The 24,889-nt window shown below is 59.0% G+C and carries 20 protein-coding genes; 10 read left to right on the forward strand and 10 right to left on the reverse strand.

What is annotated here, in order from left to right:
• Positions 1-89 precede the first annotated feature (89 nt).
• Together R3C19_12775 and R3C19_12780 are read left to right on the forward strand one after the other, a co-directional pair.
• Positions 90-1,004: an alpha/beta hydrolase gene (locus tag R3C19_12775; GenBank protein MEZ6061231.1), complete on the forward strand. Its 915-nt coding sequence runs from the start codon at positions 90-92 to the stop codon at positions 1,002-1,004.
• 494 nt (positions 1,005-1,498) lie between these two features.
• Positions 1,499-2,188 carry a hypothetical protein gene (locus tag R3C19_12780; GenBank protein ID MEZ6061232.1) on the forward strand — a complete coding sequence of 230 codons (690 nt, stop codon included), beginning with the start codon at positions 1,499-1,501 and terminating at the stop codon, positions 2,186-2,188.
• 51 nt (positions 2,189-2,239) lie between these two features.
• Here the strand turns inward: R3C19_12780 and R3C19_12785 are convergent, their stop codons facing one another.
• Positions 2,240-3,655 carry a DUF1598 domain-containing protein gene (locus R3C19_12785; protein MEZ6061233.1) on the reverse strand — a complete coding sequence of 472 codons (1,416 nt, stop codon included), beginning with the start codon at positions 3,653-3,655 and terminating at the stop codon, positions 2,240-2,242.
• Between the two features lie 283 nt (positions 3,656-3,938).
• Here R3C19_12785 and R3C19_12790 point away from each other — a divergent pair, with 283 nt between their 5' ends.
• A complete protein-coding gene (locus R3C19_12790; GenBank protein MEZ6061234.1) occupies positions 3,939-4,721 on the forward strand; it encodes an SDR family oxidoreductase in 783 nt (260 codons plus the stop codon).
• Between the two features lie 97 nt (positions 4,722-4,818).
• Positions 4,819-6,498, forward strand: a complete 1,680-nt coding sequence (locus R3C19_12795) for a DUF1552 domain-containing protein (GenBank protein MEZ6061235.1) — start codon at positions 4,819-4,821, stop codon at positions 6,496-6,498.
• Here R3C19_12795 and R3C19_12800 read toward each other — a convergent pair.
• From R3C19_12800 to R3C19_12810, 3 genes are all read right to left on the reverse strand, one after another.
• Entirely contained in the window at positions 6,395-6,898 is a 504-nt protein-coding gene (locus R3C19_12800; protein MEZ6061236.1) for an HlyD family secretion protein, read from the reverse strand. The two genes, R3C19_12795 and R3C19_12800, sit on opposite strands and share 104 nt — an antisense overlap.
• Positions 6,828-8,816 (reverse strand): hypothetical protein, encoded by a 1,989-nt coding sequence (locus R3C19_12805; protein MEZ6061237.1) that lies wholly within the window; start codon positions 8,814-8,816, stop codon positions 6,828-6,830. The genes R3C19_12800 and R3C19_12805 overlap by 71 nt, the downstream gene beginning before the upstream one ends.
• Before the next feature lie 161 nt (positions 8,817-8,977).
• A complete protein-coding gene (locus tag R3C19_12810) occupies positions 8,978-9,997 on the reverse strand; it encodes an HlyD family efflux transporter periplasmic adaptor subunit (protein ID MEZ6061238.1) in 1,020 nt (339 codons plus the stop codon).
• A gap of 517 nt (positions 9,998-10,514) precedes the next feature.
• Here R3C19_12810 and R3C19_12815 point away from each other — a divergent pair.
• Positions 10,515-13,127, forward strand: coding sequence for a protein-disulfide reductase DsbD family protein (locus tag R3C19_12815; protein ID MEZ6061239.1), 2,613 nt, complete (start codon positions 10,515-10,517; stop codon positions 13,125-13,127).
• A gap of 50 nt (positions 13,128-13,177) precedes the next feature.
• On the opposite strand, the gene R3C19_12820 is transcribed toward R3C19_12815, so the two are convergent.
• The 5 genes from R3C19_12820 to R3C19_12840 form a co-directional block, all read right to left on the reverse strand.
• Positions 13,178-14,338 (reverse strand): lactonase family protein, encoded by a 1,161-nt coding sequence (locus tag R3C19_12820; GenBank protein ID MEZ6061240.1) that lies wholly within the window; start codon positions 14,336-14,338, stop codon positions 13,178-13,180.
• Positions 14,339-14,353: 15 nt separating this feature from the next.
• Complete coding sequence (locus R3C19_12825) at positions 14,354-14,956, reverse strand: hypothetical protein (protein MEZ6061241.1); 603 nt, start codon at positions 14,954-14,956, stop codon at positions 14,354-14,356.
• Positions 14,957-15,024: 68 nt separating this feature from the next.
• Positions 15,025-16,296, reverse strand: a complete 1,272-nt coding sequence (purD, locus tag R3C19_12830) for a phosphoribosylamine--glycine ligase (GenBank protein ID MEZ6061242.1) — start codon at positions 16,294-16,296, stop codon at positions 15,025-15,027.
• Positions 16,297-16,471: 175 nt separating this feature from the next.
• Positions 16,472-17,044: a DUF309 domain-containing protein gene (locus R3C19_12835; GenBank protein MEZ6061243.1), complete on the reverse strand. Its 573-nt coding sequence runs from the start codon at positions 17,042-17,044 to the stop codon at positions 16,472-16,474.
• A gap of 395 nt (positions 17,045-17,439) precedes the next feature.
• Entirely contained in the window at positions 17,440-18,492 is a 1,053-nt protein-coding gene (locus R3C19_12840) for a hypothetical protein (GenBank protein MEZ6061244.1), read from the reverse strand.
• A gap of 415 nt (positions 18,493-18,907) precedes the next feature.
• Between R3C19_12840 and R3C19_12845 the strand changes: the two genes are divergently transcribed.
• From R3C19_12845 to R3C19_12855, 3 genes are all read left to right on the forward strand, one after another.
• Positions 18,908-19,378, forward strand: a complete 471-nt coding sequence (locus tag R3C19_12845; protein MEZ6061245.1) for a division/cell wall cluster transcriptional repressor MraZ — start codon at positions 18,908-18,910, stop codon at positions 19,376-19,378.
• 374 nt (positions 19,379-19,752) lie between these two features.
• On the forward strand, positions 19,753-21,021 hold the full coding sequence (locus R3C19_12850) for a Na+/H+ antiporter NhaA (protein MEZ6061246.1): 1,269 nt from the start codon (positions 19,753-19,755) through the stop codon (positions 21,019-21,021).
• Between the two features lie 296 nt (positions 21,022-21,317).
• Entirely contained in the window at positions 21,318-21,683 is a 366-nt protein-coding gene (locus R3C19_12855; protein MEZ6061247.1) for a hypothetical protein, read from the forward strand.
• Positions 21,684-21,872: 189 nt separating this feature from the next.
• Here the strand turns inward: R3C19_12855 and R3C19_12860 are convergent, their stop codons facing one another.
• A complete protein-coding gene (locus R3C19_12860) occupies positions 21,873-22,436 on the reverse strand; it encodes a hypothetical protein (GenBank protein MEZ6061248.1) in 564 nt (187 codons plus the stop codon).
• A gap of 187 nt (positions 22,437-22,623) precedes the next feature.
• Between R3C19_12860 and R3C19_12865 the strand changes: the two genes are divergently transcribed.
• A complete protein-coding gene (locus R3C19_12865) occupies positions 22,624-23,421 on the forward strand; it encodes an SDR family oxidoreductase (protein MEZ6061249.1) in 798 nt (265 codons plus the stop codon).
• Positions 23,393-24,733 carry a glycosyltransferase family 39 protein gene (locus R3C19_12870; protein MEZ6061250.1) on the forward strand — a complete coding sequence of 447 codons (1,341 nt, stop codon included), beginning with the start codon at positions 23,393-23,395 and terminating at the stop codon, positions 24,731-24,733. Before R3C19_12865 ends, R3C19_12870 begins: the two co-directional genes overlap by 29 nt.
• Positions 24,734-24,889 lie beyond the last annotated feature (156 nt).

Raw genomic sequence — 24,889 nt, forward strand, 5'->3', positions numbered from 1 at the left:
TGCCGGAAACGGCTGATGGCTTTGGGGCGGACATTGATCATTGGCATTTGCTCGCCCGATTCCTCCACGCTGACTCGAAAGGAAACCAGATGAGCGGACGACTGATTTCAGCGAACGACAGCAGACGATTCGTCGCCCTGATCGCAGCGGCGGTCACATTCTGCGGCACGTGCCGTGCGGAAACGCCGGAGAAGATTGCTCTGTGGCCCGGCGGCGCTCCGGGCTCGGAGACTCGGATGAATGAACCGGAAGCCGTCGACGAAGGACCGGGAAAGTGCAACGTCTCGAACGTCCATCATCCTTCGATCACTCCGTATCTGCCGAAGGACGACGCCGCAACGGGAACCGCGATCGTGATCGCTCCCGGCGGAGGACACCGAGTGCTGTGTCTGGGGCACGAAGGTGATGCTCTGGCGGAATGGTTCGCCGATCACGGTATCGCGGCCTTTGTCCTGCGTTACCGCCTGGCACGCGAACCGGGGTCGACGTACACCGTCGATGAACACGCGATGGCGGATACTCGGCGAGCCATCCGGATCGTGCGAGCTCGCGCGGACGAATGGAAGATCAACCCGCAGCGAATCGGCGTTCTCGGGTTTTCCGCCGGCGGTGAACTGGCGGCTCTGGCGGCGATGGAATCCGATGGCGGCGACGCGTCGGCATCCGACGAGATTGAACGATCCGGCTGTCGCCCCGATTTTCAGGTGTTGATCTACCCGGGAAGTTCGAAGCGCTTTACGGTGGCGGAAGGAATGCCGCCGGCGTTCATCGCTCTGGGAGCCAAAGACAGGCCCGACATTTCTCTGGGAATGGCTCAGCTGTATCTCAAGTACAAGGAAGCCGGCGTTCCGTGTGAGCTGCACATCTACTCAAATGCGGACCACGGATTCGGTTTTCGGCCGAACAGCACCAGCGCCGCAGGTGACTGGCCACTGCGCCTGCGAGAGTGGCTTGTGGACAGCCAACTGCTGACGGAAACCAGCCAGGCACCAGTCAAACGCTGACAATTTTGCGGCCAGCGTGGACAGAATTCTGCCAACAGCGTCGGCCGGATTCCCGCGTATCACTCCTTCCGAATGCAGCGCGCGATCCTTCCGTCGACCGCGTCTGCCGTTTCGAATTGCTGCGATCGAAATCCGTCATCCTGATGCCCCTCGGCTGGCCGGGTCGCACGATTGGCGGAATTCACGCTGCAATCGATTCTCTGAATTGGCGATTTCGCACATGGGAACGCTCTTTGCTTGTCAGTTGCCTGATCCACCGGACCATGATGTTTGCGGAACCTGATGTTCCACTTGTCAGAAACGGAATGCCCGAACGTCGTGTCTGGTTCGTTTTTGGCAGGTACCCGGACGGCGATGTAAACCGTTGGGACAGTTCCAGGGCAGTCGACAGCGGGAGTGCGTCCATGTTGAAGATGAATCGATGGATTTGTGGTTCCGGCCTCATGGCCCGGATTCGGACATTTGAATCTGGCCCACGGTTGATGGGAGTCATCATGGCCTCATTCCTGATCGCGGGTTCGTCCGGAATGGCCGTCGCACAGCACCACGGCGGAGGCGGAGGAGGACACGGTGGTGGAGGACACGGCGGCGGCGGTCACGGCGGCGGTTTTGGAGGCGGCGGCCACCACGGCGGCATGGGAGGCGGAGGGATCGGCGGCGGTCACCACGGCGGAATCGGTGGTGGCGGCTACGGAGGCGGTCATCACATTGGAGGCGGCGGCGGATACTATGGAGGAAGCCGCGGGTACTATGGCGGCCGCGTTGGCGGAACCAGCCTGTACATCGGCGGACTCTTCGGGTCTCCCTATTACTACGGCGGGCTGGGTGGGTATGGCTATGGCTACGGCTATCCGTCCTACTATTCCGGATATCGGAGCCCGCTTTACGGATCGTCGGCTGCCTATTATTCGACGGTGCCGAACTACACTGTCCAGAACTACATAACTCCCGCCCCCGTTGTTGTGCAGCCGCCGGCAGTCAACGTCGTTCCTGATCCCACGTTGCCGTCCGCATTGCCGAACGCCGGCGCCGCACCGGGAGACCTGCGACCGGGGATGGTGTTGCCGGACGGAGCGGTTGTGGTTTCCGTCGGTCCTCTGCAGCCGGTCGGAACGGGAACGACAACGTCCGACCCGACGACGCCCGCTCCTCCGACGGAACTGGCCCCGATTCCGAATCCGTAATTCCGGCAAGGCACAATTGAGCAGCGAAGCAGGCCGGACAAACTGTTCGGCCTACTTCTGCAAGTCGGCCTTCTGGACATCAACGTCCCACCACCAGGAATTGGGTTCCGCATTCATCGCGGGCATCTTCAGGTCATCACGAATGGTCAGCCGGTCGCGATTCACCACGCTGGCCGGCACCATCGTGATGCCTCCGCCGACCAGCCCGATCATCAACTGACCTGCCGTAAACCGAACATTGACCTGCGACGGAACCTGCTCCGCGACGCTGTATTGGTGCAGCGTCAGACGCTGGTCATCCAGAAACAGGTCGGCGGTCCAGTCGATCCGTTCGGCAAGGCGGTAAGTTCGGATCAAAGCGGCCGCGACGGCCAGGTCGAACTGATTCTGCAGCACCGCCATCGACGGAACTCGCTCGCAAAGTTCCTCCATTTTCTCGTTGAACTGACGTGTGAATTTTTCATTGCTGGCCGTGGAATCCGGCGCGTCTTTGCGATTTCCTGCGGCATCGACCAGTTCATCCTGCGACATCAACTGCAGCCGCGGACCCGTCATGTGGAAGGCAGTTTCGTCCGGACTGGCCTCCAGTGATTCGTAGCGGGCAGTAAACCACCAGCGGCGCATCATGTTTCCATAAATCGTGGCCATTGCCAGGTAGCTGCGGAAACCGCGCACGCGAGGCGAATCCAGCCCCAGCGTCAGTCGCTTAAGCTGATAGTCGGCTTCCACGAATGAGGCTGCTGTCTGCGACGAAGGCGGGACTCCAAAAATCGACACGTTCCACATTCCCAGAATGTTGGCCACTTCCAGAAAACGAGCCTTCGCGACTTCCACGGTCACCGGATCCGAATTTGACTGAAGCCATGCCTGAGCACGGGCGAGTCTGTCCGGATCCGGGTCAAACGAACAGCCGATCGTGTTGTGAGCATTCTTCAGCCGCAGCATCACCAGCAGATCCGTCAGCGTCAGAACCGGCCGACCGGATTCCGTTCCGACAACGCGCCCGTTGTCGGTCGTCCCGAAGCCTTCAGCCGGACCAGCGATCACCAGGTCGCTGGATTCAGGATCAAGAAATACGTATTCCACCCGGGTCAGGCCGGCCAGATACAGAATCTCCGTCGGCAGTGGTTGTTCCGCATCCAGTCGCCGGCGGCATTCTTCTTCGAGCCGCACCAGCGACACCATCCGCATGGCGCTGACCGTGTTGATTTCCGCGGACAGGTATCGACTTGCCAGCGCGCGAAGGCGCTTCTGCTGCAGACGTCCCGGCTGCGGAACAATCGTAGCACCGGCCACGACACCTTCCGGACTGATCAGGATTCCTCCGGGAGGCTGGTTACCCTGATTTCCGCCACCCTGATTGGCTCCTCCCTGATTTCCGCCTCCCTGGTTCTGCGCGACGGCTGCCGGGACAAGAAGGCTCGCGACGGCAGCTAGCTTGACCACGGCGGAAAGAATGCTTCGCATCGAATCATCTCCTGAGGAAGCGAGATCAGACTCGTTTGTTGGTCCGTGCATTCTATACTGGCCGCGGCGGACGCCGATACTCTTCGCTCTTCTTGCTCCCGCGAGCCCGAATGTCTCATTCTGCCCCGCGCGCGTTGGGTCTCCGACGACTGGAATTTCCGGCAGCGATCAGCGTTTGCCTCGAAACGCCGGCGGAATTCCGCATACACTCCGCACGGAATTGATGTGCCGGAAGGCAGTTCCACGGCATTAGGTGACATTCGCTTCTTGAAGATTAACGAACATGAAATTCGCAGGAAAAAACGCTCTGGTCACCGGGTCATCCAAGGGCATCGGCCGCGCGATCGCGGTTGAACTCGCCCGCGGCGGAGCCAACGTCGCCATCAACTGCCATTCCAGCAAAGATCAGGCGGAGGCTGTCGCAAAGGACATCCGGGCGATGGGACGAAAGGCGATCGTCATCGCAGCCGATGTTGCGGATCAGTCGGCCGTGGAAGGCATGGTGGCGGAGACAGTACGCGAGTTCGGCAGTCTGGACGTGTTCGTCTCCAATGCCGTTTACAGCGACCGGGAACTGATGGTTACCGCCGACATGGATGGCTTTCGCAGAACCGTTGACGTCTGCATGTGGGGCGCGTTTTACGGTGTCCGCGCGTCGGCTCAGCAGATGGTGAAGCAGGGCAGCGGAGGATCCATCTGCGTCGTCAGTTCGCCGCACGCGGTTCTGGCGATCCCGACAGCGATGGCCTACAACATGTCGAAGGCAGCCATCGACCACATGGCCCGCACCGCCGCCATCGAACTTGTGAAACACCGCATTCGAGTCAACGTGTTTCATCCCGGCTGGATCGATACTCCGGGCGAACGCAAATTCTTCACCGAAGAACAGATCGAAAGCGGTGCAAAGGGTTTGCCGATGGGCCGCATGGGAACGCCGGAAGAAATGGCCGGCGGAGTCTGTTTTCTGCTCAGCGACGACGCGGCCTATATGACGGGTTCCACGATGACGATGGACGGCGGAGTCGGGTTGCCGTGGTGGTCCAACCGCGCGGAAGGCAAGATGTAATTCACTCCGCCGCGAACATTGAACTCCTCTGGAGATCACCGCAGCGAACTGTCAGAATGACACCGTACCTGTTCGCCGCGTTCCGGAGACCGGACTCGTGAGAAACACTCGTCTGCATCGCCGCACCCTGCTGAAAGGGGGCGGAACCGTAACGATCGGGCTGCCGCTGCTGGAAGAAATGATCCCTGCTTCGGCGCTTGCGGCGTCTTCCGCCCCGAACATCGCGGTGCGGGCGTTCAACGTGTTTTTCGGTCTGGGAATCCCCGCACCGCTGCAAACGGAAGGTTTCGACGGCGTTCTGGAACCCCTGACGCCGCTCCGCGACAAGCTGCTGATCATGCGCGGCATCGATCATGTGCGGTGCGACGAAGCCGGAATCAATGCGCACTTCGACGGCGCGTCCGCTGCGTTCACCGCCGAACCGCCACATGGCGAAGCCAAGGCCGGTGGCCCGTCCATCGACCAGGTCATCCGCCACACTCACTACCCGGACGGTCTGCCGGCAGGAATGGTGCCGACACTGGTGGCGGGCACGTTCTTTCGAAGATCGCGCGTCAGCCGGTACGTTCACAGTTACGGCATGGACGGCACGGTAGCCGCAACGATGCAGGAACGCCCGCGCGATCTGTTCGAACGCGTCTTCGGTTTTCTTGGAACGGACACGGACGAGATCGATACGCGACGCCTGCGACTGCGCCGCAGCGTGCTGGATTCCATTGTCGAACAGTACCGTTTCTACACCGGCGAAAACTCGCCGCTGGGATCGGCTTCAAAGACGCGCGTTGCCGAACATCTGGATCGAATTCGCGAATTCGAACAGCGTGCGTTCGCGATGACAGAGCGCCCGGAAGGTGCTCCGGAAGCGCCGCCCGAATCGAAACTCGCTCATGGAGGACAGGCCGACCCCGGCGGTGAAGGTATCGACATGCCGCTTGCCGACCTGGTCGCGGAATGGAGACTTCTGGCCGATCTGTATGCTCTGGCAATTCAGATGGACCGCGTGCGGTTCGGTTCAATTACGTTTCTGGCCGCCGGCGAACGGCTGCGAATCACCGGCGACTATGAATACAACGGCAGAATGATCCACATCTTCGATGACGCCCGGCAGCTCAACGCCTCCGGATCCGCCGGCTGCAGCCACGAATGGTGGCACCGCTTCAATGAAAAGAAATCGAACGAACAACTGCGAGCTCACGCGCACATGAAGATGCGCGAAGTGGCCTACTTTCTTCAGTTGCTGGACGGCCCCAACAGCGTGGAAGCAAACGGGCGAACGATTCTGGAAAACTCGCTGTTCACGGTGTCGACGGAATCCGGCGACGGACGTCACAACGACGTCAAGCGGGAACTGTCCGGCGTCTTCCACGCCATCACCAGCGCAAACGGGCGATTCCGTACCGGTCAGATCGTCGACGTCGGCAGCGAAGGTATCGACGTCTACAACTCGATGCTTTCGGCAATGGAAGCCGGGCACAGACTGGGGCCTGCGGATCGTCCGGCCGTCGCGGTGGATTCCATTCTCGCGCTGAACAGCTCGCTTCGACGGGATTGGTTTCGCCTTGCCCGCGGCAGAGCAGCGCACTGTCGGCATGGGAGGCAGGAACACGTCGGAACAGGAGAGTCCGCAGCGGGACAACACGTCGCGGCCAAACGCGAACCGGCGGGGCAGGGTACTACAGCCGGAAACGAAATGTCTCAAAGAAGTAGCGTTTGCCCCAGTCCCACGCCGTTCGATGGGAGACCAGAAACCGGGCATTGCCTCTCATTCCGGGTTTAATCAGGAAGTCGTCACCCGTGCTTTCCGGATGGTCGAAATGCATCTCGACGGTTGCCCGAAACACCTTACTGGCCAGCTTTTTCCTGTCCCTGCTGGCCAGGCGTGGTGGCCAGCGGACCGCCGTGCTTTGTTGTCGCGCCTCCGGTGCGACTTCTTCGCCCCGCGGTGAAATGACGGTCACGGGAGCGGTGTAGGTGATGTCCGGAAGGTGGTCCAGCTTCAGTTCGACTTCCATCTGATCCTGCAGGTCGTCCCGGTCCCCCTGGTCAATATACAGCACGGCCTGGATCTGATCCGTGGGAGCGATGCTGAGCAGTTCGGTCCCCTGTTCAACGAAGCAGTGTTCGTTTTCCGGATCCAGCGGAGTGCCGTGCCAGCGGTTGAGCCGGGTGTAGTTGATTTCGTCCCGCTGAGGTTCCGGAACCCGGTTGGCGGCAACAACGCGGCCATCCTTCGGGCGCGCGAATCACGCGTGTGGTCATCAGCCGGACCTTTTCGGTCATGATGCCGTCCAGCACAAACATCTCTTCCACAGCTTCCGCCACGCGAGCCGTCATATCCTTTCTGACACGACCTTCCGCACTGCGATAGGCAACAGCCGCTTCGTACTGCCCGCCACTGGCGAGCCGCCTTTCGCAGCTCATCCAGGTTCTGAAGTCCTTCCGCGTCTTCCAGAATCGCCAGCACCTGGCCTTCTTGCACGAAGTCACCGGGGCGCACCATGCGGGAATACTTCTTCGGAGCCGTTCGGTCAGGCTCACAGGCACCTGTCCGAATTCCTCTTCAGCGGCCCGCCAGGAAATGCCGGCAAAGGATTCCTTCTGGATGTCCGCAAGCTGCTGGTAGCGTTCCCGGTAGTCGTCGGGAGTCATCAGCTTGCCATTGAAGTAAGACGTGACGTGAACAACATCCTTCGGTTCCATGTAAAACGGCTTCGTTGTGCCAGGAATCGGGATCGTCGCGGCCGCGTAGGCGACCGCCGCCAGCACGGACAGCGTAAATGCGATCTTGATCTTGTTCATGGGTTCCAGTCTCGGCGTTACCAGAATCTGATAAATGTTCCGGAACATTGCGAAGAAGATGCCAGCCATGGAAAACACCATCAGCGTGATGCCCAGGCTCTGCAGATCATAGGGCTTCAGGACGGTGTACAGGAACAGGCTGATTGAAACCAAAATTACCCAGCGGTAGCACCAGGCGGCAATCGCGTAGGTCACAAACCAGGCTTTTCCGGTCTCCGGCATGAAGGGGTCCGGCCGGCTTTCGATGCCCAGACAATACCAGGAAAACGCTTCCCGCAGCATCTTGTCCGACTTCGCCCGAAGATTGGGGATCTCCAGGAAGTCGCTCATCATGTAGTAACCGTCGAACCGCATCAGCGGATTGGCATTGAAGATGACCGTTGTGATCGTCGTGACGAAAAAGATGTTCAGCGCCAGGTGGTGAAGCATTCCCGGCCTGGTGAACCACCAGACATAGATGGCGATCGCCGACAGGATCACTTCGATGTACATCCCCGCCGCACCGATGATGATCCGGTGCCACTTGTTTTTCATCATCCACGAGTCTGTGACATCGCAGTACAGGCAGGGGCTGAAGACCAGCAGCATGACACCCATTTCGTGGCATTCGCTGCCGAAGTGGTGGCAACTGAGTCCGTGGCCGAATTCATGAATGATCTTGGCAATGCCCAGCGTCACCCACAAATAGATCAGGTTGGGCCAGCCAAAGAAGCTCTGAAATTCCGGCAGGCGGCTCTGGAATTCGTCCAGGTTAGCTCCCAGCAGCAGCCACGCGCTGATGGTGAATGCGACACAGCCATAGACGACCGGTTTCCAGAACATGAACTTCAGGAACGGATAAATCCACTGCAGTGTGCGTTCCGGGTCCCAGCCGGGCAGCCGCAGATACATCAGGCTCATCAGCGTCTGCTTGAGTTTCTCGTTTCGTGTCTTGCGACGCTCCCGGACGACGGCACCGCCCTGACCCGGCCGGTTACTGACCACCAGACCCTTTTTGTGCAGGTCGGTGATGAGCTGCTGAATGTCGCTCAGCGTGACCTGCAGCGTGGGAAACTGCAGCTTCAGATCATCCCGGACCTGTTCCAGGCTGCGCTTGCCGTCCAGCAGTTCCAGGATCGTGTATTGTTCCACCTGAAGCCGGTGATACTTCAGGGCCACAGGATCCTTGATGACCTGGTAGCCGACACCCAGATAGTCAATCTTTGCGACAACCAGGTCCGCTCGGCGCATCAGCGGAATCGGTCGCTGATTGGACGCGACCATTTCGTTCTGCGTGGCTTCGTTGATGTCAGCCATAGTTGACGCCGAGTCTCATCGGATGGTGCGCGATTGGACGCAGGTGTTCCCGTTTGCCGGTCGCGCCTTCTGTGGCGACGATCAGGAAACGCGGTGGACTGAAAAAAGTGCCGTGACAACCAAACGGCAACCCGTTGGTCACCGAGGTACCATGGCAGCCGTCAGTCTCCCAGGATTACTGCTCGAACCGGCTGACCGTCCCGCAGCAGTGGTCGCCCTTCCGAATCCTTCCGGTTTTGAATGTGAGCCGTGACTTCCAGCAGCTTGTTGGTGGTCAGTTCCGGGGAAATCAGGACAACAGTGCCTTCGAACGTGACGTCATCCGCGTCAGGTTTCGAGGACGTGAGCGTTGCCTCCGGCCTGGTGTCGGCATCACTTTTCGGCCTGTCCGTGAAGAAGGAATCAGCGTCTCTGCCGTCCGAACGCTGGCTGAGATTCGTGTCGTGGTTGAAACGAACCAGTACAGTATCGCCGACCTTGAAGCGGCTCTTGTGAACCTCATCAACATGCACAATGGCTTTCACGACATCGATGTTGACGATCGTCAGGATCGGATCCCCCTGGCGGACGGACTCGCCCGCGGGATGCACAACATCTGTAACGATCCCGTCGATTTCGGAGTGAACCGTGTATTGCTCAAGCTCCCGCTGCTTGGCCTCAATCTCGACGGACTTCGTATCGGCCGCCAGCCCGGCAATTTTCCGGTCGTGCATTGCCTTCCTGATTTCCGCGTCTCCCTGCTTCACGTCAAGTTCGGCACGATTGATTTCGGTCGCTGTGAACACCGGAGCACGGCCGAGTTTTTCCACCTTCTGGTTTGCTTCCAGCCTGACCTGCAGTTCCACCTGAGCAGTGGCATGCTTGACCTTCGCGAATTCGACCAGCACATCCGACTCCGCGGCGGCCTTTGCTTCATTGTATTGAGCTTCGATAACGCTCAGTTCACCACGCACGAGCGAATCGTTCAGTCGCACGACCAGATCGCCCTTGCGGATGATGTCCCCGACGCGGACGACTTCCTTCAGCGTGCCGGGGATGTCGACGGAGATTTCCAGCGTATCGCGGATCTCTATTCGCGGAGTCTGCGCCGCAATCGCTTGGGAGCTGGTCCACCGATCAGGCTCCTGTGCAACACTTGTCGTCGCCAGCAACATTGCTGCCGTCAGGAAGTGGATTCGCATCTCAATCCTCGCTGTTTCGGTTCGCGGACTTTCGGTTTTAAGACCGCCATCCACGCTGAAAATTCCTGAAGAATCACGGACAAAACCCGCATTCCGGCCTACTCCCCGCAGTATCCCGACAGGGAAACGCAAAGCAAGGCCGTGACCATCGCATTCGCCCGGTCACCGCAAACTGACGGCACGACACCGCAAACTTCCGGAACTGCCTCCGCTGCCGGATTTGCCCGACAAGGCGCATTTCGCGCGGCGGACACGTATGATGTCTTCTCAGTAAACCTCGTTTCCATGTAAGGTTCGTGATCGGTCGATTGTCAACGATGAGCCAGAATCCATTGCCGTCTGCGGCATTCGTGGCCGGCAGATCCTGCCGGTATGTGTCGATTCTGTGAACGGTTGCCATCGGCGCCCGACATTCCATGGAATGCGGTCGCTCCTGCGGCTGACGTTTCGCGGAACTGTCGGCATCCTCGTGATTGCTGTCTGCAATCGGCTCGCCCTGCCCATCGGAAGCCCTGCCATGTTTTTCAGACTGCTGTCCATCGCTCTGCTCGGGTGTCTTTCTGCAACGTCGTTCGCTCAGGGAGTGAATGTCCGTTCGTTGAGTCTTGACTTCGGGGGGCCGAACCGGCCACCAGCCGCGGACGATGTGCTAACGGTATCAGCGGAACTGGTCGCCATCGACGAAACCAGCGCCGAACTGCAGGTAACCGCTGAGCTTCAGGACGGCTACTACATCTACCCGACGAACCCGGGTTTCGGCACAGCCACTCAGATCACTCTGACGAACACCGGCGGCCTGACAGCTGCTGGCGGCGAGTTCGTCGCCGATCATGAACCAAAGGTTGTCTTTGACGACATCCTGAAGCTGGATATCGAAAAATACTTCGGAACGGTCACCTGGACGCGCCGGCTGACGTCAACGAACGGGCCGCTCAAACCAGGAATCAGCGTTGAGGGCGAACTGACGGGACAATACTGTTCCAGCGGCGAAGGCGGAGTCTGTGTGCAGATCACCCCCGCACGGCAATTCACCGCGACGCTTTCAGAGTCCACCGTATCAGCGCCTGCGACGACGCGAGACAATGTCGCTGCACCAGAACGAACGAGTGGCAATGGTGATGCCGCAGATTCGCAGTCTCGGGTCACCATTATCCCCGACGTGAAGGGGGATGAGGACGAAAAGTCGCCGATCGAATTCACGATTTCTCTGACTCCGGCTGACGCGTCTGTCGGCGACGAAGTCACGCTTTCTGTCACCGCAAACATCGCCCGGCCCTGGCACACGTATTCACTGACTCAGGACGCCGAACAGGGCGGCGGGCAGCCAACGGAGATTCTGCTGGACGAAGTCACGGGACTTCAGGCGATCGGCACGGACTTTACTGCGTCGGAAAAACCGGAAATTGAAGAACCGCTCGAAGGCTTCGTTCTGGAAACGCACTACGACCACGTGACATGGTCCCGACCGTTCGTGCTGACTGACGAACAGGCTCACATCGCCGGCACGGTCATCTTTCAGATCTGCAACAACGGGTCCTGCCTGCCTCCTGCTGACTTTGAATTTCGTGTTTCCCTGGGAACGGCGACGACCGGACAGATTCCCGCAGTGCCCGGACCGGCAGGGCCGGACGTACTACCGGAAACACAGCCGACAGCAACCGAAACCGATGCCGCGCTGGCTGTGAACAATCCCGCCAAAGACGGGCTGTGGGCATTCCTGCTGACGGCTGTGGTGGCTGGTTATGTCGCTCTGCTGACACCGTGCGTGTTTCCCATGATTCCGGTGACCGTCAGCTTCTTCCTGAAACAGGGCGAAACCGGCAAGGACAACACGCTCAGACTGGCCATCGTTTATTGTCTGGGAATCGTCGGAACATTCACGGTGCTCGGGCTGCTGACGGCAACGTTCTTCGGCGGAGAAGCGCTGAACCAGCTTGCAAACAACCCGTGGCTGAATCTGTTCTTTGCACTTGTGTTCACACTGTTCGCAATGATGCTGCTGGGAATGTTCGAACTGCGAGTTCCGTCGTGGCTGCTGACGTGGTCGGCAAAGCGCGAATCCACCGGAGGAATCGTGGGTGTGTTGTTTATGGCGCTGACATTCACGCTGGTGTCATTTACCTGCACATTTGCCTTTGTAGGCACACTGCTGGTGGTAGCGGCGAAGGGCAGCTATTTCTGGCCGATCATCGGGATGCTGGCGTTTTCAACGGCGTTCGCTTCACCGTTTTTCTTCCTCGCACTGTTTCCCGGCATGCTGAAGAAGCTACCGAAAAGCGGCGGCTGGATGAATCGCGTGAAGGTCACGCTGGGTCTGCTGGAACTGGCAATCGTGGCGAAATTCCTGAGTGTCGCCGACATCGGGTTCAGCGCAACACAGACTCCCTACCTGCTGGACTTCAGTCTTGTCGTCGGAGCGTGGATTGCCGTGGCCGTCGTCACCGGACTGTATCTGCTGGGAATGTTCAGCATCGGACATGATGACAACAACAGGAGCACCGGTCCGCTGCAGGCTGTCTTCGCGCTGACATTTATCGGCATCGGCGTTTACATGGCCGTCGGACTCTTCGCGCGGGAAGAACCCAAAGGGATCGTATGGCAGCAGATCGCGGCCTTCGCTCCACCGACGGCAGCGATCTCCGAAACGGACAATGGTTATTTTCTTGAGCACGACGGCCTGCAGTATGCTCTGGAATTCGACACCGCCGTCGAACAGGCTCGCGGCGCCAACAAGCCGATTTTCGTCGACTTCACCGGAGTCAACTGCATCAACTGCCGCGTGATGGAACGCACGGCCCTGCGGACTCCGAAAGTCCACGAAGTCATCAGCGACCTCCCGCGGGCACAGCTCTACGTCGACACGGTTCCGGGCGTCGAGGACGCCGCGCGCAGCAAGCAGATTCTCAACAGAAATATCGATCTGCAGAAATCGCTGTTTGGTGACGTGGCAATCCCGGCTTATGCAATCGTCTCTCCCGACGGAACACAGATCCTTGCACGTTTCACCGGCCTGGACACATCCGGGGAGAAGTTCCGGGCGTTTCTGGACGAGGGTCTGAACGCTTGGCGTCAGCGGTCCGGCACATCAGGCGCACGCGCCACAACGACCGGCCTGGTTTCCGTGCACTGAACAATCCTGGCTGCGCGATGGCCGGTTGACAATCTGCGGTCTTGAGAGTCCTACTCCGGTCCGAACAGCACGCAGATCGCTGCAGGGGCGAACACAACGCTTTGGTTGTACGTCAGTTCTCCGCTGTTCTGATCGACGACAAACGAAGCCAGCGTGTGAGAATCCTGGCCCGCTGCCAACAGCCAGCGAGCTGATGGATCGAGGTTGAAGTTGCGCGGCGTGGCACCGCGGACGAACTCTCGTTCGACTACTTTCAATTCGCCGGTGTCGGGGTTGACGGCAAATACGGTGATCGTGTCATGTCCACGATTGGCCGAATACACAAAGCGACCGTTCGGATGCACACGGATTTCCGAAGCGCTCGTGAACTGTTCCTTCGCCAGCTCCGCTTTCGGAACAGCTTCAATCGTTTGCTTTGCCGTCATCGTGCCGGCATCGGCGTTGTAGTCGAAGACGGTCACTGTCAGATCCAGTTCATTCAGCACGTAAACCCACTTTCCGGACGTGTGGAACTTCATGTGACGAGGCCCCGCACCGGCAGGAACTTCGCCGAAGCCGTGCGGCGTTATCTTTGAGTTCGCGGCGTCGACTGTGTAGATAACCACCTTGTCCAGCCCCAGATCCGGCACGAATGCGAAACGGTTGTCAGGCGAGAATCCTGTCCAGTGAGGATGTGGGGCGTCCTGCCGGTTTCCCACGACGCGCGATCCGCCATTGTGCTCGATCAACTGAGTACGTTCCTTCAGCGTTCCATCATCGTTGAGCGAAAAAACGGCGACCGAGCCTCCGCCGTATTGTGCCGTCAGCACAGTCTTCGCGGTGGCATCCACGCTGACGTGAGTTCCGCCACCGTCGCCGATTTCCAAAGCATTCAGAAGCGCCAGTGCGGAATGACCATCGTGCGATTCAATGGCATAGCAGATGACGGACGGCTTGCCGCCGACAGAACCGACAGCGTACAGGCGATTTCGGTTGGGGTGCATCGCCAGAAACCCGGGACCGCTGACCTCCGCCGCGACCGTCGGGTTCGAAAGCCTGCCGGTGCGCGTGTCCAGCAGGCAATGGTAGATCCCTCTGCTCAGTGAGTTACCGCCGGTTCCGATCCAGACATCAATGGAATCTGTCTGAGCGATGGACGTGGAACTTGCAGTCGTCACCAGCAGGCCTCCCGTAATGAATATGGCTTGAATCAGTTTCCGGAAACGGGTCATGCGATCCTCCACTGGTCAATAGTCTTCGTCCACCTGTGCCGCCTGCCACAGTTCGAGAAACTTCTCACGAACGTACGGGTTGAGCTGTTCAGCGAAGACCGCAGGAAGCTGGTTGACGCGGATCAGATTCATTACATCTGCCATGTCCTGCATCCGGTGAGCGGCGGTCATGCCGCTGGCCAGTTTCAGTTCCAGCAGTGCCTTGAGCGACACATACGGAATTCCCTCTTCGTGCCGTTCAGCAACTGTTTCAGGCTCAGGGAAGGCCACCGGTTTTGGAAGGCCGTCGCCTGGGTATTCGCCAACCATCAGAGCGTCAATGCTGACATTGGTCACCGCGTCACGAAAACTCTTCGACCCCTCAAATTTGTTGACCCAGCCGCGCCCGATGTATCTGTCTTTGAATTTCTTCAGATCCTCCCGGCGAATCAGGATATCGACATCAGCGGTTGTGCGTTTGTGGCCGTGAGCATTCGCAGCCATGGCACCGGCGATCGCGAACGGAATGTTCATCTCCGTAAGCGTCTTCGTCAGCCGGCGCATAGCTTCGTGTATCGGTGACTGCTGCATGAAGAAGGCGTCTGCCTGCCTGGCGGCTTCCAGAATGGGTACTCTCATGGCGCACGATTCTACCGTGGTCTCACAGCGGAAACGAGCCTGTGGAATTCTCGCTGATCCGAAATGAATCATGCCTTGTCCGAGATATCTGAGCGACACCAGCCGCCCGCCCAGTGAATTTGTTCGACTGCGGCGTAGGCGGCAACTTTGGCATCCGCGATGGTTGCTCCGGTCGCCGTGACACCCAAAACACGCCCGCCGGCGTTCAGAATTCGACTGTCCTTTTCGACGGTTCCGGCGTGAAACACTTTCACATCGGGCATGGCGTCCGCTTCGTCAATGCCGGAGATCTCGCGGCCCTTTTCGTAGTCTCCCGGATAGCCTTCTGATGCCATGACCACGCACACAGCCGGACGAGGATCCCAGTCCAGGCCTTCCAGTTCCGCAAGCCGACCATCGGCCGCCAGAGAAAGCACCTGCGCCAGATCGGACTTCAGTCGCATCAGCACGGGTTGTGCTTCCGGATCTCCGAAGCGAACGTTGTATTCAAGCACTTTCGGCCCCTGGTGCGTCAGCATCAGGCCGGCGTACAGGATGCCGGAAAACGGACAGCCGCGGTTCTTCATCGCGCTGACTGTTGGAATCAGGATGCGCGTAACGATCTCGTCCATCATGGGCTCGGTGACCGATGGAGCCGGGCTGTAGGCTCCCATGCCGCCTGTATTGGGGCCTCGATCGCCGTCCAGTGCTCGTTTGTGATCCTGGGAAGTTTCCAGAGGAATGATCGTGTCGCCATCGATGATGGCCAGAATGCTGGCTTCCTGACCTTCCAGGCATTCTTCGATCACGATCTTTCGCCCCGCGGTACCGAATTCGTCGTGCTTCAGCATCGACGTCGCGGCGTCGATCGCTTCGCGTCGGTTGCGGCAGACATAGACCCCCTTGCCGGCAGCCAGCCCGTCCGCTTTCACAACCAGCGGCAAGTCGTGTTCGACGGAATCCAGATAACTGAGCGCCGGCTGCAGACTTGTAAACGCTTTGAACGCGGCTGTCGGGATTCCGGCCTTCTTCATGATCTCCTTGCAGAACGACTTGCTGCCTTCCAGCTGCGCGGCGGCTTTCGACGGTCCGAAGATGCGAAGCCCCGCGCTGCGGAATTCGTCCACGATGCCGGCCACAAGCGGAGCCTCCGGGCCGACAACCGTCAGGTCGATGGAGTTCTGTTTCGCGAAACTCAGCAGACGGCTGATGTCGTCGGCCGCAATACTGACGTTTTCGCCATCCTGTGACGTTCCGGCGTTGCCTGGTGCGCAGTACACGCGTTCCACGTTGCGCGACTGAGAAAGCTTCCAGACCAGAGCGTGTTCGCGGCCACCCTGACCAATGACGAGAATCTTCATGAAATTCGTTTTGCCCTTCGTTTGTCCACAGCGAAAGCCCATGAGTTCCGCACGTCGCGGTGCCGCGTGTCAGAAACCGTCATTCCGGAACGCTCGCGGCACAAAAAAAGCTCGCGGCAGAGTACCGCGAGCTTCTGTGTTTTTCGACGCCGTCGCCGCAGCGAATCCCGAGTCCTCAGGAACTGGCGGCCATGCTGACCGGCTTCAGCAGGAACGGAAACACACGAACGGCCAGCCCCGGTGCATGATCTTTCTTGTAGGCCAGTTGAGCCGCGCGGTCGGCCGCGAACTGCAGACGCGTAAAGTCCAGCCCGCAAAAGCTGTCGGTATCCGCCTCGGCAGCGACGTCAGCAAACATTTCGCCGGCCGAAGCCGCGTGACGCCGAACACCGTGAATACTGCGTTCCCGGACTTTCACGCCGGCGGCGGAAAGCTTGATTAGTCCCTTCAGGAACCTTCCAACCGTGGTATCCGCTCCGGACACTCGCCACAGCCGTTCCCACTCTTCATGGGCCTCCCAATAGAAGCCCAGGTTGAAGAAGTCGATTGCGAGCAGAAAGTTGCGGTTGTCAGACCAGTTTTCGTTGCTGAGCGCCTTGGGACCGTTGCCTGCCGCATGTTTGCGACCGTAACTGTGACCCTTGGGATCTCGAATCGGGTGCGGAAGTCCCGACCCGGGATAGAAGGCATATTCGGGAAGTGGAACGGACGGAAGCAGACGAGCACATTCCGCGTCAGCCGGTGTCATGGGTGAGAAACTCCGAATAAATTGCTGTGGGATGGTGTGGACGCAGGCAGGGCGGGAAACGATCCGCGCGAAGGTGGGACAGGTGATCCAGTGTTCAGTGCCTGATTGGCTTCCGTTCCGGTTGCACTGACTTTACACGCTTTTCTGCAGACTTCGAGCGCTTCTTTTGTCGAAATCTGCACTTTCCGGACGTTCAGAGTGAACGGTCCCGTTCGCTGTCGGAACCTGTGAACTTCACCCGTTCAGCCCAGCTTTCGCCAACGCCGGGGATTCGGAAACTGTGCGGTTTTCGCCGTGGCGGAACGCCGGGAGACCCGCCTTCGGGGCAGGTATTCAGAGGCGGCGGCGATGCCTCGCACCAGCGTTGGGATCGGCCAGCATGACCACGCGTCACGTCAATTTCGAAGAAACGGATCGAAACCTTCCTGCAGGGCTTTCAGAGCGTGTGGAATCTCCGAAGAACCATCAGCCGCCGACGAAACGGATGGCAATGGTGATCGCGTAAACGGCTCGATATCGGAATTCGACGTCACGTCGGAAAACATGGTCGACACAGATTCCGGCACGTATTCGCGCGCCCGGTCGCGAACATAGCCGCTGACCACACCGGCGCCGTCACTCATGGTGCCGGACAATTCATCCTGGAACCCGGACCGTGCTCGCGCCAAAGCGTCCGACGCGCGGCGATCGAGAGCGCTGGTGACGTCCTGGAAGATTCCGCCGTCCTCCGGCGCCGGCGCCACGCGCGAAGAATCGTCCGTTGAAACCTCATCGCCAAACAACAGACTTTCCAATTCGCTGGTTTCCTGACGGATCTGACGAGTGGAAACGGACGTTTCTGCAGATGTTTCGGTTTCGGTCGTTTCGGGTCTCTGATCCTGTCGCAACCCGGCGCTCCCGGACCGGAAAACGTCCTCGGCGGAAAGTTCGCCTGGATTCATCGCAATCGTTGCACGAGCAGCCGATTCGGTTGTTTCCGTCAACTGCCGAAGCGGCTGAATCCTTTGCGCCGAATCCGGAAACGGAACGCGAAAGATGTCATCGCCGTCATTCGCAGGAGCACGAATCGGTTCCGAGAAAAACCCGGGATCACCGAGCAGATCGTCAGCATCGGAACTCTGCGCAGGAGTTTCATTGATGAATGACCGCAGTTGATCCAGCGTTGAATTTCCTGAAGTGATCGAATCGGCCAGATCGTCAGCCACCGTCGTCGCAATCAGGTCAGAAGACCCGTGGGCCACCAGCGCCCGCGCCAATTCCGGACGATCTGCCCACTGAGCGGCGTCCCAGTTGCGCACGTCGGAATAGGCGAGTCCCAGCGAATGCTGCGGCGTTCTCGGAATGAACTGAAACCCGTCGTGCCCGCGAACGAGATGATACTGCAGAGCGACAAAGATGGATCCGGCCCCCACGCAGCAGCCGATCAGAAACGGTTTCAGTTTGCCCATTGCCAGACCTCATTCGTGATCTTCACAGACACCAGGAACGTGCTGCACGATGTTCGTCACGATCAAACGTATCACCTCCGGCACTGCAATCTTGTGTGAAGTCACCGCACCCGCGGCAGTTTGGAACCGTTTGCCGCTGGTCCGCCCGCCAGGTCTTCGCGGGCAGACAACTTTCACCAGCCGTCACCAGCCGTCTGAACTGCGTTGACGCCACTCCTTTGCGTGAGTCGGGCGAACCCGAATTTTGTGAATTATCGGAAAAACCGGATGTCAGTCCGTTGCTGACAACAGGACATCACAATAAGGTCCGCTGTGGGATTAATGCCCGATGAATCAAAAAACAGACGGTTGAATGTGGTATGGCTGCCCATTATCGTAAGAAGGCAAAACCCAGGAATCTCACCGGCAGCCATTCATGTTCATCACCGGCGAAGTCAGACGAACGATCGACGAGCGACATCGCCTGACTCTTCCCGCCGACTTTGCGGAAGCAGTTGCAGATGAAATTGGCGACGTAATCCTCGCTAAGGAACGTTCCGGATGCGTCAGTTTGTGGCGGCGGGACGAATGGCAGCGACGACTGGACAGCGGCGTCAGTCTGCTGCGGCAGAAGATTGAATCCGGCCGCATGGAACAGCGGTGGGGAGACGTCCAGCGGCTCGGCCGGTTGCTGTCAACCCGCCATCAGCAGGTAAGCCTTGCAAAGCGGTCACGCCTTCTGATTCCTGAGGGATTTCGTCAGTTCTTGGGAGTGGATGCCGGAAAGGAAGTGGTGATTGTCGGGGCGGTGATCTGCGTTGAAATCTGGCACCCGGATCGGTGGATGGACGTGCTGAAGGATGAGATGCCCGAATTCGGAGAGCTGTTTAAGACGTTGACGCAATAGTCCGCGGGAGCACACTGGAAGCAGAAGAATCGAACGAGAGCGGGGCGCGCTTACTCACTCAACAACCCTCCATCTTGGCCGCTCACTCCATGGATGGCCCTTTCGGCAGGGATGCCGCCCTTCTCTCTTCGATTCGAATCATTTCGAAAAGCACGCAGCCCGGGCGGTTCATCGCCCGGGCTGTTTTCGTTGGCGACGGATTTTGTCGACACCACACACTTGCGCAATCGACAAATCCTGCACGTTCCGGAATCTCGGGTTGCTTTGCCTGTCTTTCGTGGCCGGCCCACGCAAATGCGCAACTAAGCTGTCGATAAGTCGATTGCCGAGCCTCGGCGTCACGAATTCAGATCGACTTAGCAGGCAGCAATCCGATGAAACGCACCGTAGAACGACTCCAGGAATTTTCCGCACCCCTCATTCTGGGCGTCATCGTCGCTGTAATCTGGGCGAATCTGAGCCCCAACAGCTACTACGCTGCCGTCCACGCCCCATTCCACCAGTTTGGCGACTGGCTCTCGATGGGAAACAGCGTGACCGAAATGCATGCTCACGGCTGGGCTCATTACTTCACGCTGCACTTCCTGATCAACGACATTTTCATGGTGGTCTTCTTCGGCATCGCCGCGAAGGAAATCACAGAAGCCTGCCTTCCCGAAGGTGCGCTGAATCCGGTGTCGAAGGCCATCAACCCGCTGTTTGGAACAGTTGGCGGCGTACTGGGACCGATCTGTGTGTTCCTTACGCTGAACGCCGTGGTCGGCAAACCGGAGTGGATCAAGGGCTGGGGAGTTCCCACCGCAACAGATATCGCACTGGCGTGGCTGGTGATTCGCTGTCTGTTTGGAAAGACTCATCCCGCGGTCAGTTTTCTGCTGCTGCTGGCAGTGGCTGATGACGCGATCGGGCTGGGAATCATCGCCATCGGCTACCCCGACCCGGCACATCCGACCGAATGGGCAAACCTGATTTGGCTGATCCCGGGAATGGCGACTGCCTGGGGACTGAGAATGAAGGGCGTTCGAAACTGGGTTCCGTATGTCGTCATCGGCGGAGCTCTGTGCTGGTGGGGACTTTACAGCGCTCACCTGCATCCGGCCCTGGCGCTTGTCTTCATCGTTCCGTTCCTGCCGGCACCGACTCACGACGAAGGTCTGTTCGTGGACGCCGAGCGTGACGCGACACATGGTCACTCGCCGCTGGAAAACTTCGAACACGATATGAAGCGGCTGGTCGACTTCGGGCTGTTCTTCTTCGCACTGGCCAATGCCGGCGTCGGATTTTCAGAAGTGAATGGTCTGAGCTGGATGATTCTGGGAGCCCTGATTGTCGGCAAGACGGCGGGAATCACATTGTTTTCGGGCGTTGCCGCGGCAATCGGATTTCCACTGCCGAAGGGCATGACGATGGCCCACCTGCTGGTCACCAGCGTGGTTGCGGGCCTTGGCCTGACGGTGGCTCTGTTCGTCTGCGGGCAGGCGTTTCCGGATCCGTCGATGCAGGGAGCCGCAAAAATGGGAGCTGTGTTTTCCGTCGCGGCCGCCGTGGTTGCTTTTGGCCTGAAGGCGTTTCTGCGGTTCGAAAAAGCTGCGGAAAAGCTGATCGACGAAGCGCGACCTTCGTCCTCAGTCACAGCAAACTGATTGGGCATTGCAGGCGAGCCTCCACTCCAAATGCGCAGTCACATCGATCACACATGCGACGGAATCGCGACAGACGAAGTTTGAACGATGTGGCTGCCGTATTCGGTAAATCCTGCAGTCACCACGACTTGAGAAAATCCGGCAAATTCGGCATCTCCATCGCTCATTGCTGCGTGCAGTAAGTCATTTCAGGAGATGACGGCGGCTTTGTCATCAGAGTCTGGCACCCGCGGGGGGCCGTCGGGCTGGCACCGACCCGAATCTCAGGTTTCTCAGAAAGAAACAGGGAGCAGGAAATGAGCAGGTTCATGGTCGGAGCATGCGCGGCACTGGCAATGGGAATTCTCGGCGCTGATGATGCCTCCGCACAGTACTATCGCGGCGGATACGGTATCGGATATTCGTCGCCGGGTTTCTCGATCGGCATCAACACAGGTCGCGGGTACGGTGGCAATTTCGGCTACGGCCGAACGACGCGTGTCTGGCACAACACGAGTCACTACGACTTCCACCCCACAACAGTTTACCGGCACGGAAATCACTACCACGTTCAGCCGGCACACTATGACTTCCACCAGACCGGTCACGTCGACCGGATCCGCGGCGGACGTGTCATTCACGGTCGCAGCCGAACGGTCTACGGCGGTCATCACCACTGGTGATGCCACAACATCGCGACCGCCGATTTCACGACTGATCACAGAATCGACGACTGAATCCCGCCGACCGGTACACTGGTCGACGGGATTCACTTTGCGCCGCTCGTGGTCGGTTCGAAGGGAAAGTCTGCATCGGCAGCTACGAAGATTACTCATCACTGACCGCACTTCGTTGCAGCCTGCGTCGACGTGCTACTCGCCCTCGTGCGACGCATCAGCGCTATCACTGTGACCGTCGGCACTGTGGCCGGCAGCATGATCGTCTTCCGCGTGTTCGTCGCCGTGGTCGTGCGCGTGGCGAATCACGCCGCTGTACGACTTGCCTCCGATCATCACGACCAGTTTCGGCTCCGCATCGTGCTGGTCGAGATGCTCGGCGAGTTCGCTGTCGCTGGAAACGAACCGCGACGATTTCCCTTCTGCATCTGAGGCATCGGGCTCAGCGGCCAGCGCAAATTGTTCGGGCGTTCCGTCGTGGCTGACGTTGATTTTCAGATCCGCGGCATCGACGGCAACCTGCTGTTTCGCCGCCGAATCGAGAATAAACACAGTCACCGTTTCGGCCTCATCGTCGTGCACGACCTCGGCGTGGTACTCCTCATCGCCAAGTTCTACCAGATCACCGTGGTGCGGCCCCTCGGACGGATGGCTGTGCCCGCCCGCGGTGGATTCGCTGGCCGGTGCCGATCCATAGTCCACGAAATCTTCCTGTTGTTGACATCCGATGCCGCTGACTGCTGCCAGAATCAAGGCCATGACTGCGACTGAAATCGCTGTTTTCATCATTCGTATCCTGCCTCTGTGAGAATCAGTGAATAAGTTTGCCGAGTATCATACGCCGCTGGCAGTTTCGGCCAATGGCTTTGTCATTACAATCCGGCTGCGGGAGCCTGATGGCTCATGTTTTCACCGGCTCAGAGGCTCTCACGAACAGAATTGCGGTATGGACTTTCTGCAGCTTCAGGGAAAGAACGTCCTGGTCCTGGGCGTGGCCAACCGGAAAAGCGTCGCATGGCACACGGCGGAACTGCTGCTGGAAGCAGGCGCCAACGTCTTGTTTGGAGTCCGATCGGAACAGCGCGCGGAAGCAGTGAAAAAGCTCGCTCCCGATTCCCACGTTTTTGTCTGCGATGTCGAACGACAGGCCGATATTGACCGAATGGCGAAAGATGTCAGCGGCGCGGTGGACGTGCTGCACGGAATCGTGCATTCGATTGCCTTTGCCGACTATTCCGCCGGATGGCTGCCGTTCCACGAAACTCCGCGCGATGCCTTTCTTCAGGCGGTCAATGTGTCGTGCTTTTCACTGATTGCCATCTGCAACGCGCTGAAGTCGGTGCTCGATCCGAACACCGGCAGCGTCGTCACAATTTCCATTTCGACAACTCGAATGGCGGCGGAGAATTATGGATTCATGGCTCCGGTCAAGGCGGCTCTGGATTCCTCGATCTGCTTCCTGGCCAAGTCGTTTTCGAAGTTTTCGAAGGTTCGCTTCAATGCAGCCTGTCCGGGACTGTTGAAGACTTCGGCGTCCGCCGGCATTCCCGGCTACGTCGATAGTTACCTGTTCGCTGAAAAGGCGACGCTGCGAAAACAGGCCGTCCGGACCGAAGAAGTGGCGTCGACAGTTGTGTTCCTGTTGAGTCCCCGATCCGCTGGTATCAACTCCCAGGGCATCGTGATCGACGCCGGCATGAGTACGAACTACTTTGATGACGAACTCATCCGAGAAGGCGGCTGACGACCGCACTGCCGGAAATCTGAAGCGAGTACCGGTGCCGCTGGCCGTCCTGCTGGTCGCGGCACTGTTGCTGCGCATCGCAGCCGTGATGGCGCTTGGCGACGACCTGCGGACCGATCCGGACGGCTATGTCGGCCTGGCTCAAAGCGTCGCCGCCGGTTCAGGCCTTTCGGTGCCGGGTTCTGATCGTGCAACCGCGTTCCGACCACCGCTGTTGCCTTTGATGATTGCCGTGGGAATTCGGATCGGTTTGTCCGGCGTCGCTGCGGTCGTTTTGCTGAACATCGCCGCGGGCGTGATCACCGTTGCCGCCACCTGGATGCTCGGCAGAACTCTGCAACTGAACGGCCGGTGGATTTTCGCTGCGGCCGCGGTTCCCGTCTTCGACCCCCTTCTTCTGCGCTACACGGCAATTCCAATGACGGAAGTTCCAAGCGCCGCCCTGGCAACGATCGCCGTCTGGCTGTTCGTCCGATATCAGCAGTCTCACGAAATGAAGGATGGTGCTGGATCCGGAGTCGCCTTTGGTCTCGCTGCGCTTTGTCGTCCGGTCCTGCTGGTCACGGGAGTACTGCTGGCAGTCATCGGCGCGACAAGCCGGTGGCGACGCTGGCGAATCACGAATGGACGGTTTTTTCGAATGATCCTGCTGTCGACAGTGCCGGCTGCGGCCATGGCGGTCACAGTCGCTCCGTGGATCGTCCGAAACGAAGTCGTGTTCGGCAAATCTATCCCGGCAACAACGCACGGAGGCTACACACTGCTGCTGGGCAACAATTCTGTGTTCTTCCGCGAAGTGGTTGATGCCCCCGGCCAGCCGGTCTGGTCAGGTCAGAGCCTCTCTGAATGGCAGCAGGACATGAATCATCAGATGACGAATGATGGCGTCGCGCCTGGTGACGAAATCGCCGCCGATCGGTGGATGTATGCACGTGCGCGCGAGGAAATCCATGCTCAACCCGGCGTCTTCCTTAAGGCCTGCCTTCTGCGATGGAAGCGATTCTGGGGGCTCAGTCCCGCCACCGGCAGCCACGGCGTTCCAATCGATCTGGCTGTCGGCACGTGGTACGCTGTCCTGTGGATCGGACTCCTGGGCAGTCTGATTCCGCGCGGAGTCCGGCAGCGCACGGATTGCATTTGGCTGCTGTGGACCGCCATACTCTCCTTCCTGCTGCTGCACACGTTTTATTGGACCGACACCCGGATGCGAGCGCCGCTGACAGGCGTGCTGGCCGTTCTGGCGATCGTCGGCTATCAGAATTGGCTGCGGCTGTCTTCACGCCTGAGGCGTACGACGGAGCTCAGTTCATGAATCGCACCGAACAACTCGCAGCGGCTGACCTCAGACTGAGTGACGAAGATGACGGCAGAGTCCCGGCAAGACCATGATCCCGCGGCCCGATTTGGCGCGGACGAAAACACTTGCGAGCACAACCGCCCGAGAATCGGCCATCCACAACGGTCTGAC

The organism is Planctomycetaceae bacterium (genome assembly GCA_041398785.1).
In the GTDB taxonomy this organism is placed as follows: domain Bacteria; phylum Planctomycetota; class Planctomycetia; order Planctomycetales; family Planctomycetaceae; genus JAWKUA01.

Bases quoted from the DNA above. Each gene is read 5' to 3' on its own strand.
- R3C19_12865 (MEZ6061249.1), top strand. From the start codon at position 22,624: ATGGACTTTCTGCAGCTTCAGGGAAAGAACGTCCTGGTCCTGGGCGTG.
- R3C19_12850 (MEZ6061246.1), top strand. From the start codon at position 19,753: ATGAAACGCACCGTAGAACGACTCCAGGAATTTTCCGCACCCCTCATT.
- R3C19_12855 (MEZ6061247.1), top strand. From the start codon at position 21,318: ATGAGCAGGTTCATGGTCGGAGCATGCGCGGCACTGGCAATGGGAATT.
- R3C19_12860 (MEZ6061248.1), bottom strand. From the start codon at position 22,436: ATGGCCTTGATTCTGGCAGCAGTCAGCGGCATCGGATGTCAACAACAG.
- R3C19_12840 (MEZ6061244.1), bottom strand. From the start codon at position 18,492: ATGGGCAAACTGAAACCGTTTCTGATCGGCTGCTGCGTGGGGGCCGGA.
- R3C19_12780 (MEZ6061232.1), top strand. From the start codon at position 1,499: ATGGCCTCATTCCTGATCGCGGGTTCGTCCGGAATGGCCGTCGCACAG.
- R3C19_12820 (MEZ6061240.1), bottom strand. From the start codon at position 14,338: ATGACCCGTTTCCGGAAACTGATTCAAGCCATATTCATTACGGGAGGC.
- R3C19_12815 (MEZ6061239.1), top strand. From the start codon at position 10,515: ATGTTTTTCAGACTGCTGTCCATCGCTCTGCTCGGGTGTCTTTCTGCA.
- R3C19_12870 (MEZ6061250.1), top strand. From the start codon at position 23,393: ATGACGAACTCATCCGAGAAGGCGGCTGACGACCGCACTGCCGGAAAT.
- R3C19_12805 (MEZ6061237.1), bottom strand. From the start codon at position 8,816: ATGGCTGACATCAACGAAGCCACGCAGAACGAAATGGTCGCGTCCAAT.
- R3C19_12845 (MEZ6061245.1), top strand. From the start codon at position 18,908: ATGTTCATCACCGGCGAAGTCAGACGAACGATCGACGAGCGACATCGC.
- R3C19_12835 (MEZ6061243.1), bottom strand. From the start codon at position 17,044: ATGACACCGGCTGACGCGGAATGTGCTCGTCTGCTTCCGTCCGTTCCA.
- purD (MEZ6061242.1), bottom strand. From the start codon at position 16,296: ATGAAGATTCTCGTCATTGGTCAGGGTGGCCGCGAACACGCTCTGGTC.
- R3C19_12785 (MEZ6061233.1), bottom strand. From the start codon at position 3,655: ATGCGAAGCATTCTTTCCGCCGTGGTCAAGCTAGCTGCCGTCGCGAGC.
- R3C19_12825 (MEZ6061241.1), bottom strand. From the start codon at position 14,956: ATGAGAGTACCCATTCTGGAAGCCGCCAGGCAGGCAGACGCCTTCTTC.
- R3C19_12790 (MEZ6061234.1), top strand. From the start codon at position 3,939: ATGAAATTCGCAGGAAAAAACGCTCTGGTCACCGGGTCATCCAAGGGC.
- R3C19_12810 (MEZ6061238.1), bottom strand. From the start codon at position 9,997: ATGCGAATCCACTTCCTGACGGCAGCAATGTTGCTGGCGACGACAAGT.
- R3C19_12775 (MEZ6061231.1), top strand. From the start codon at position 90: ATGAGCGGACGACTGATTTCAGCGAACGACAGCAGACGATTCGTCGCC.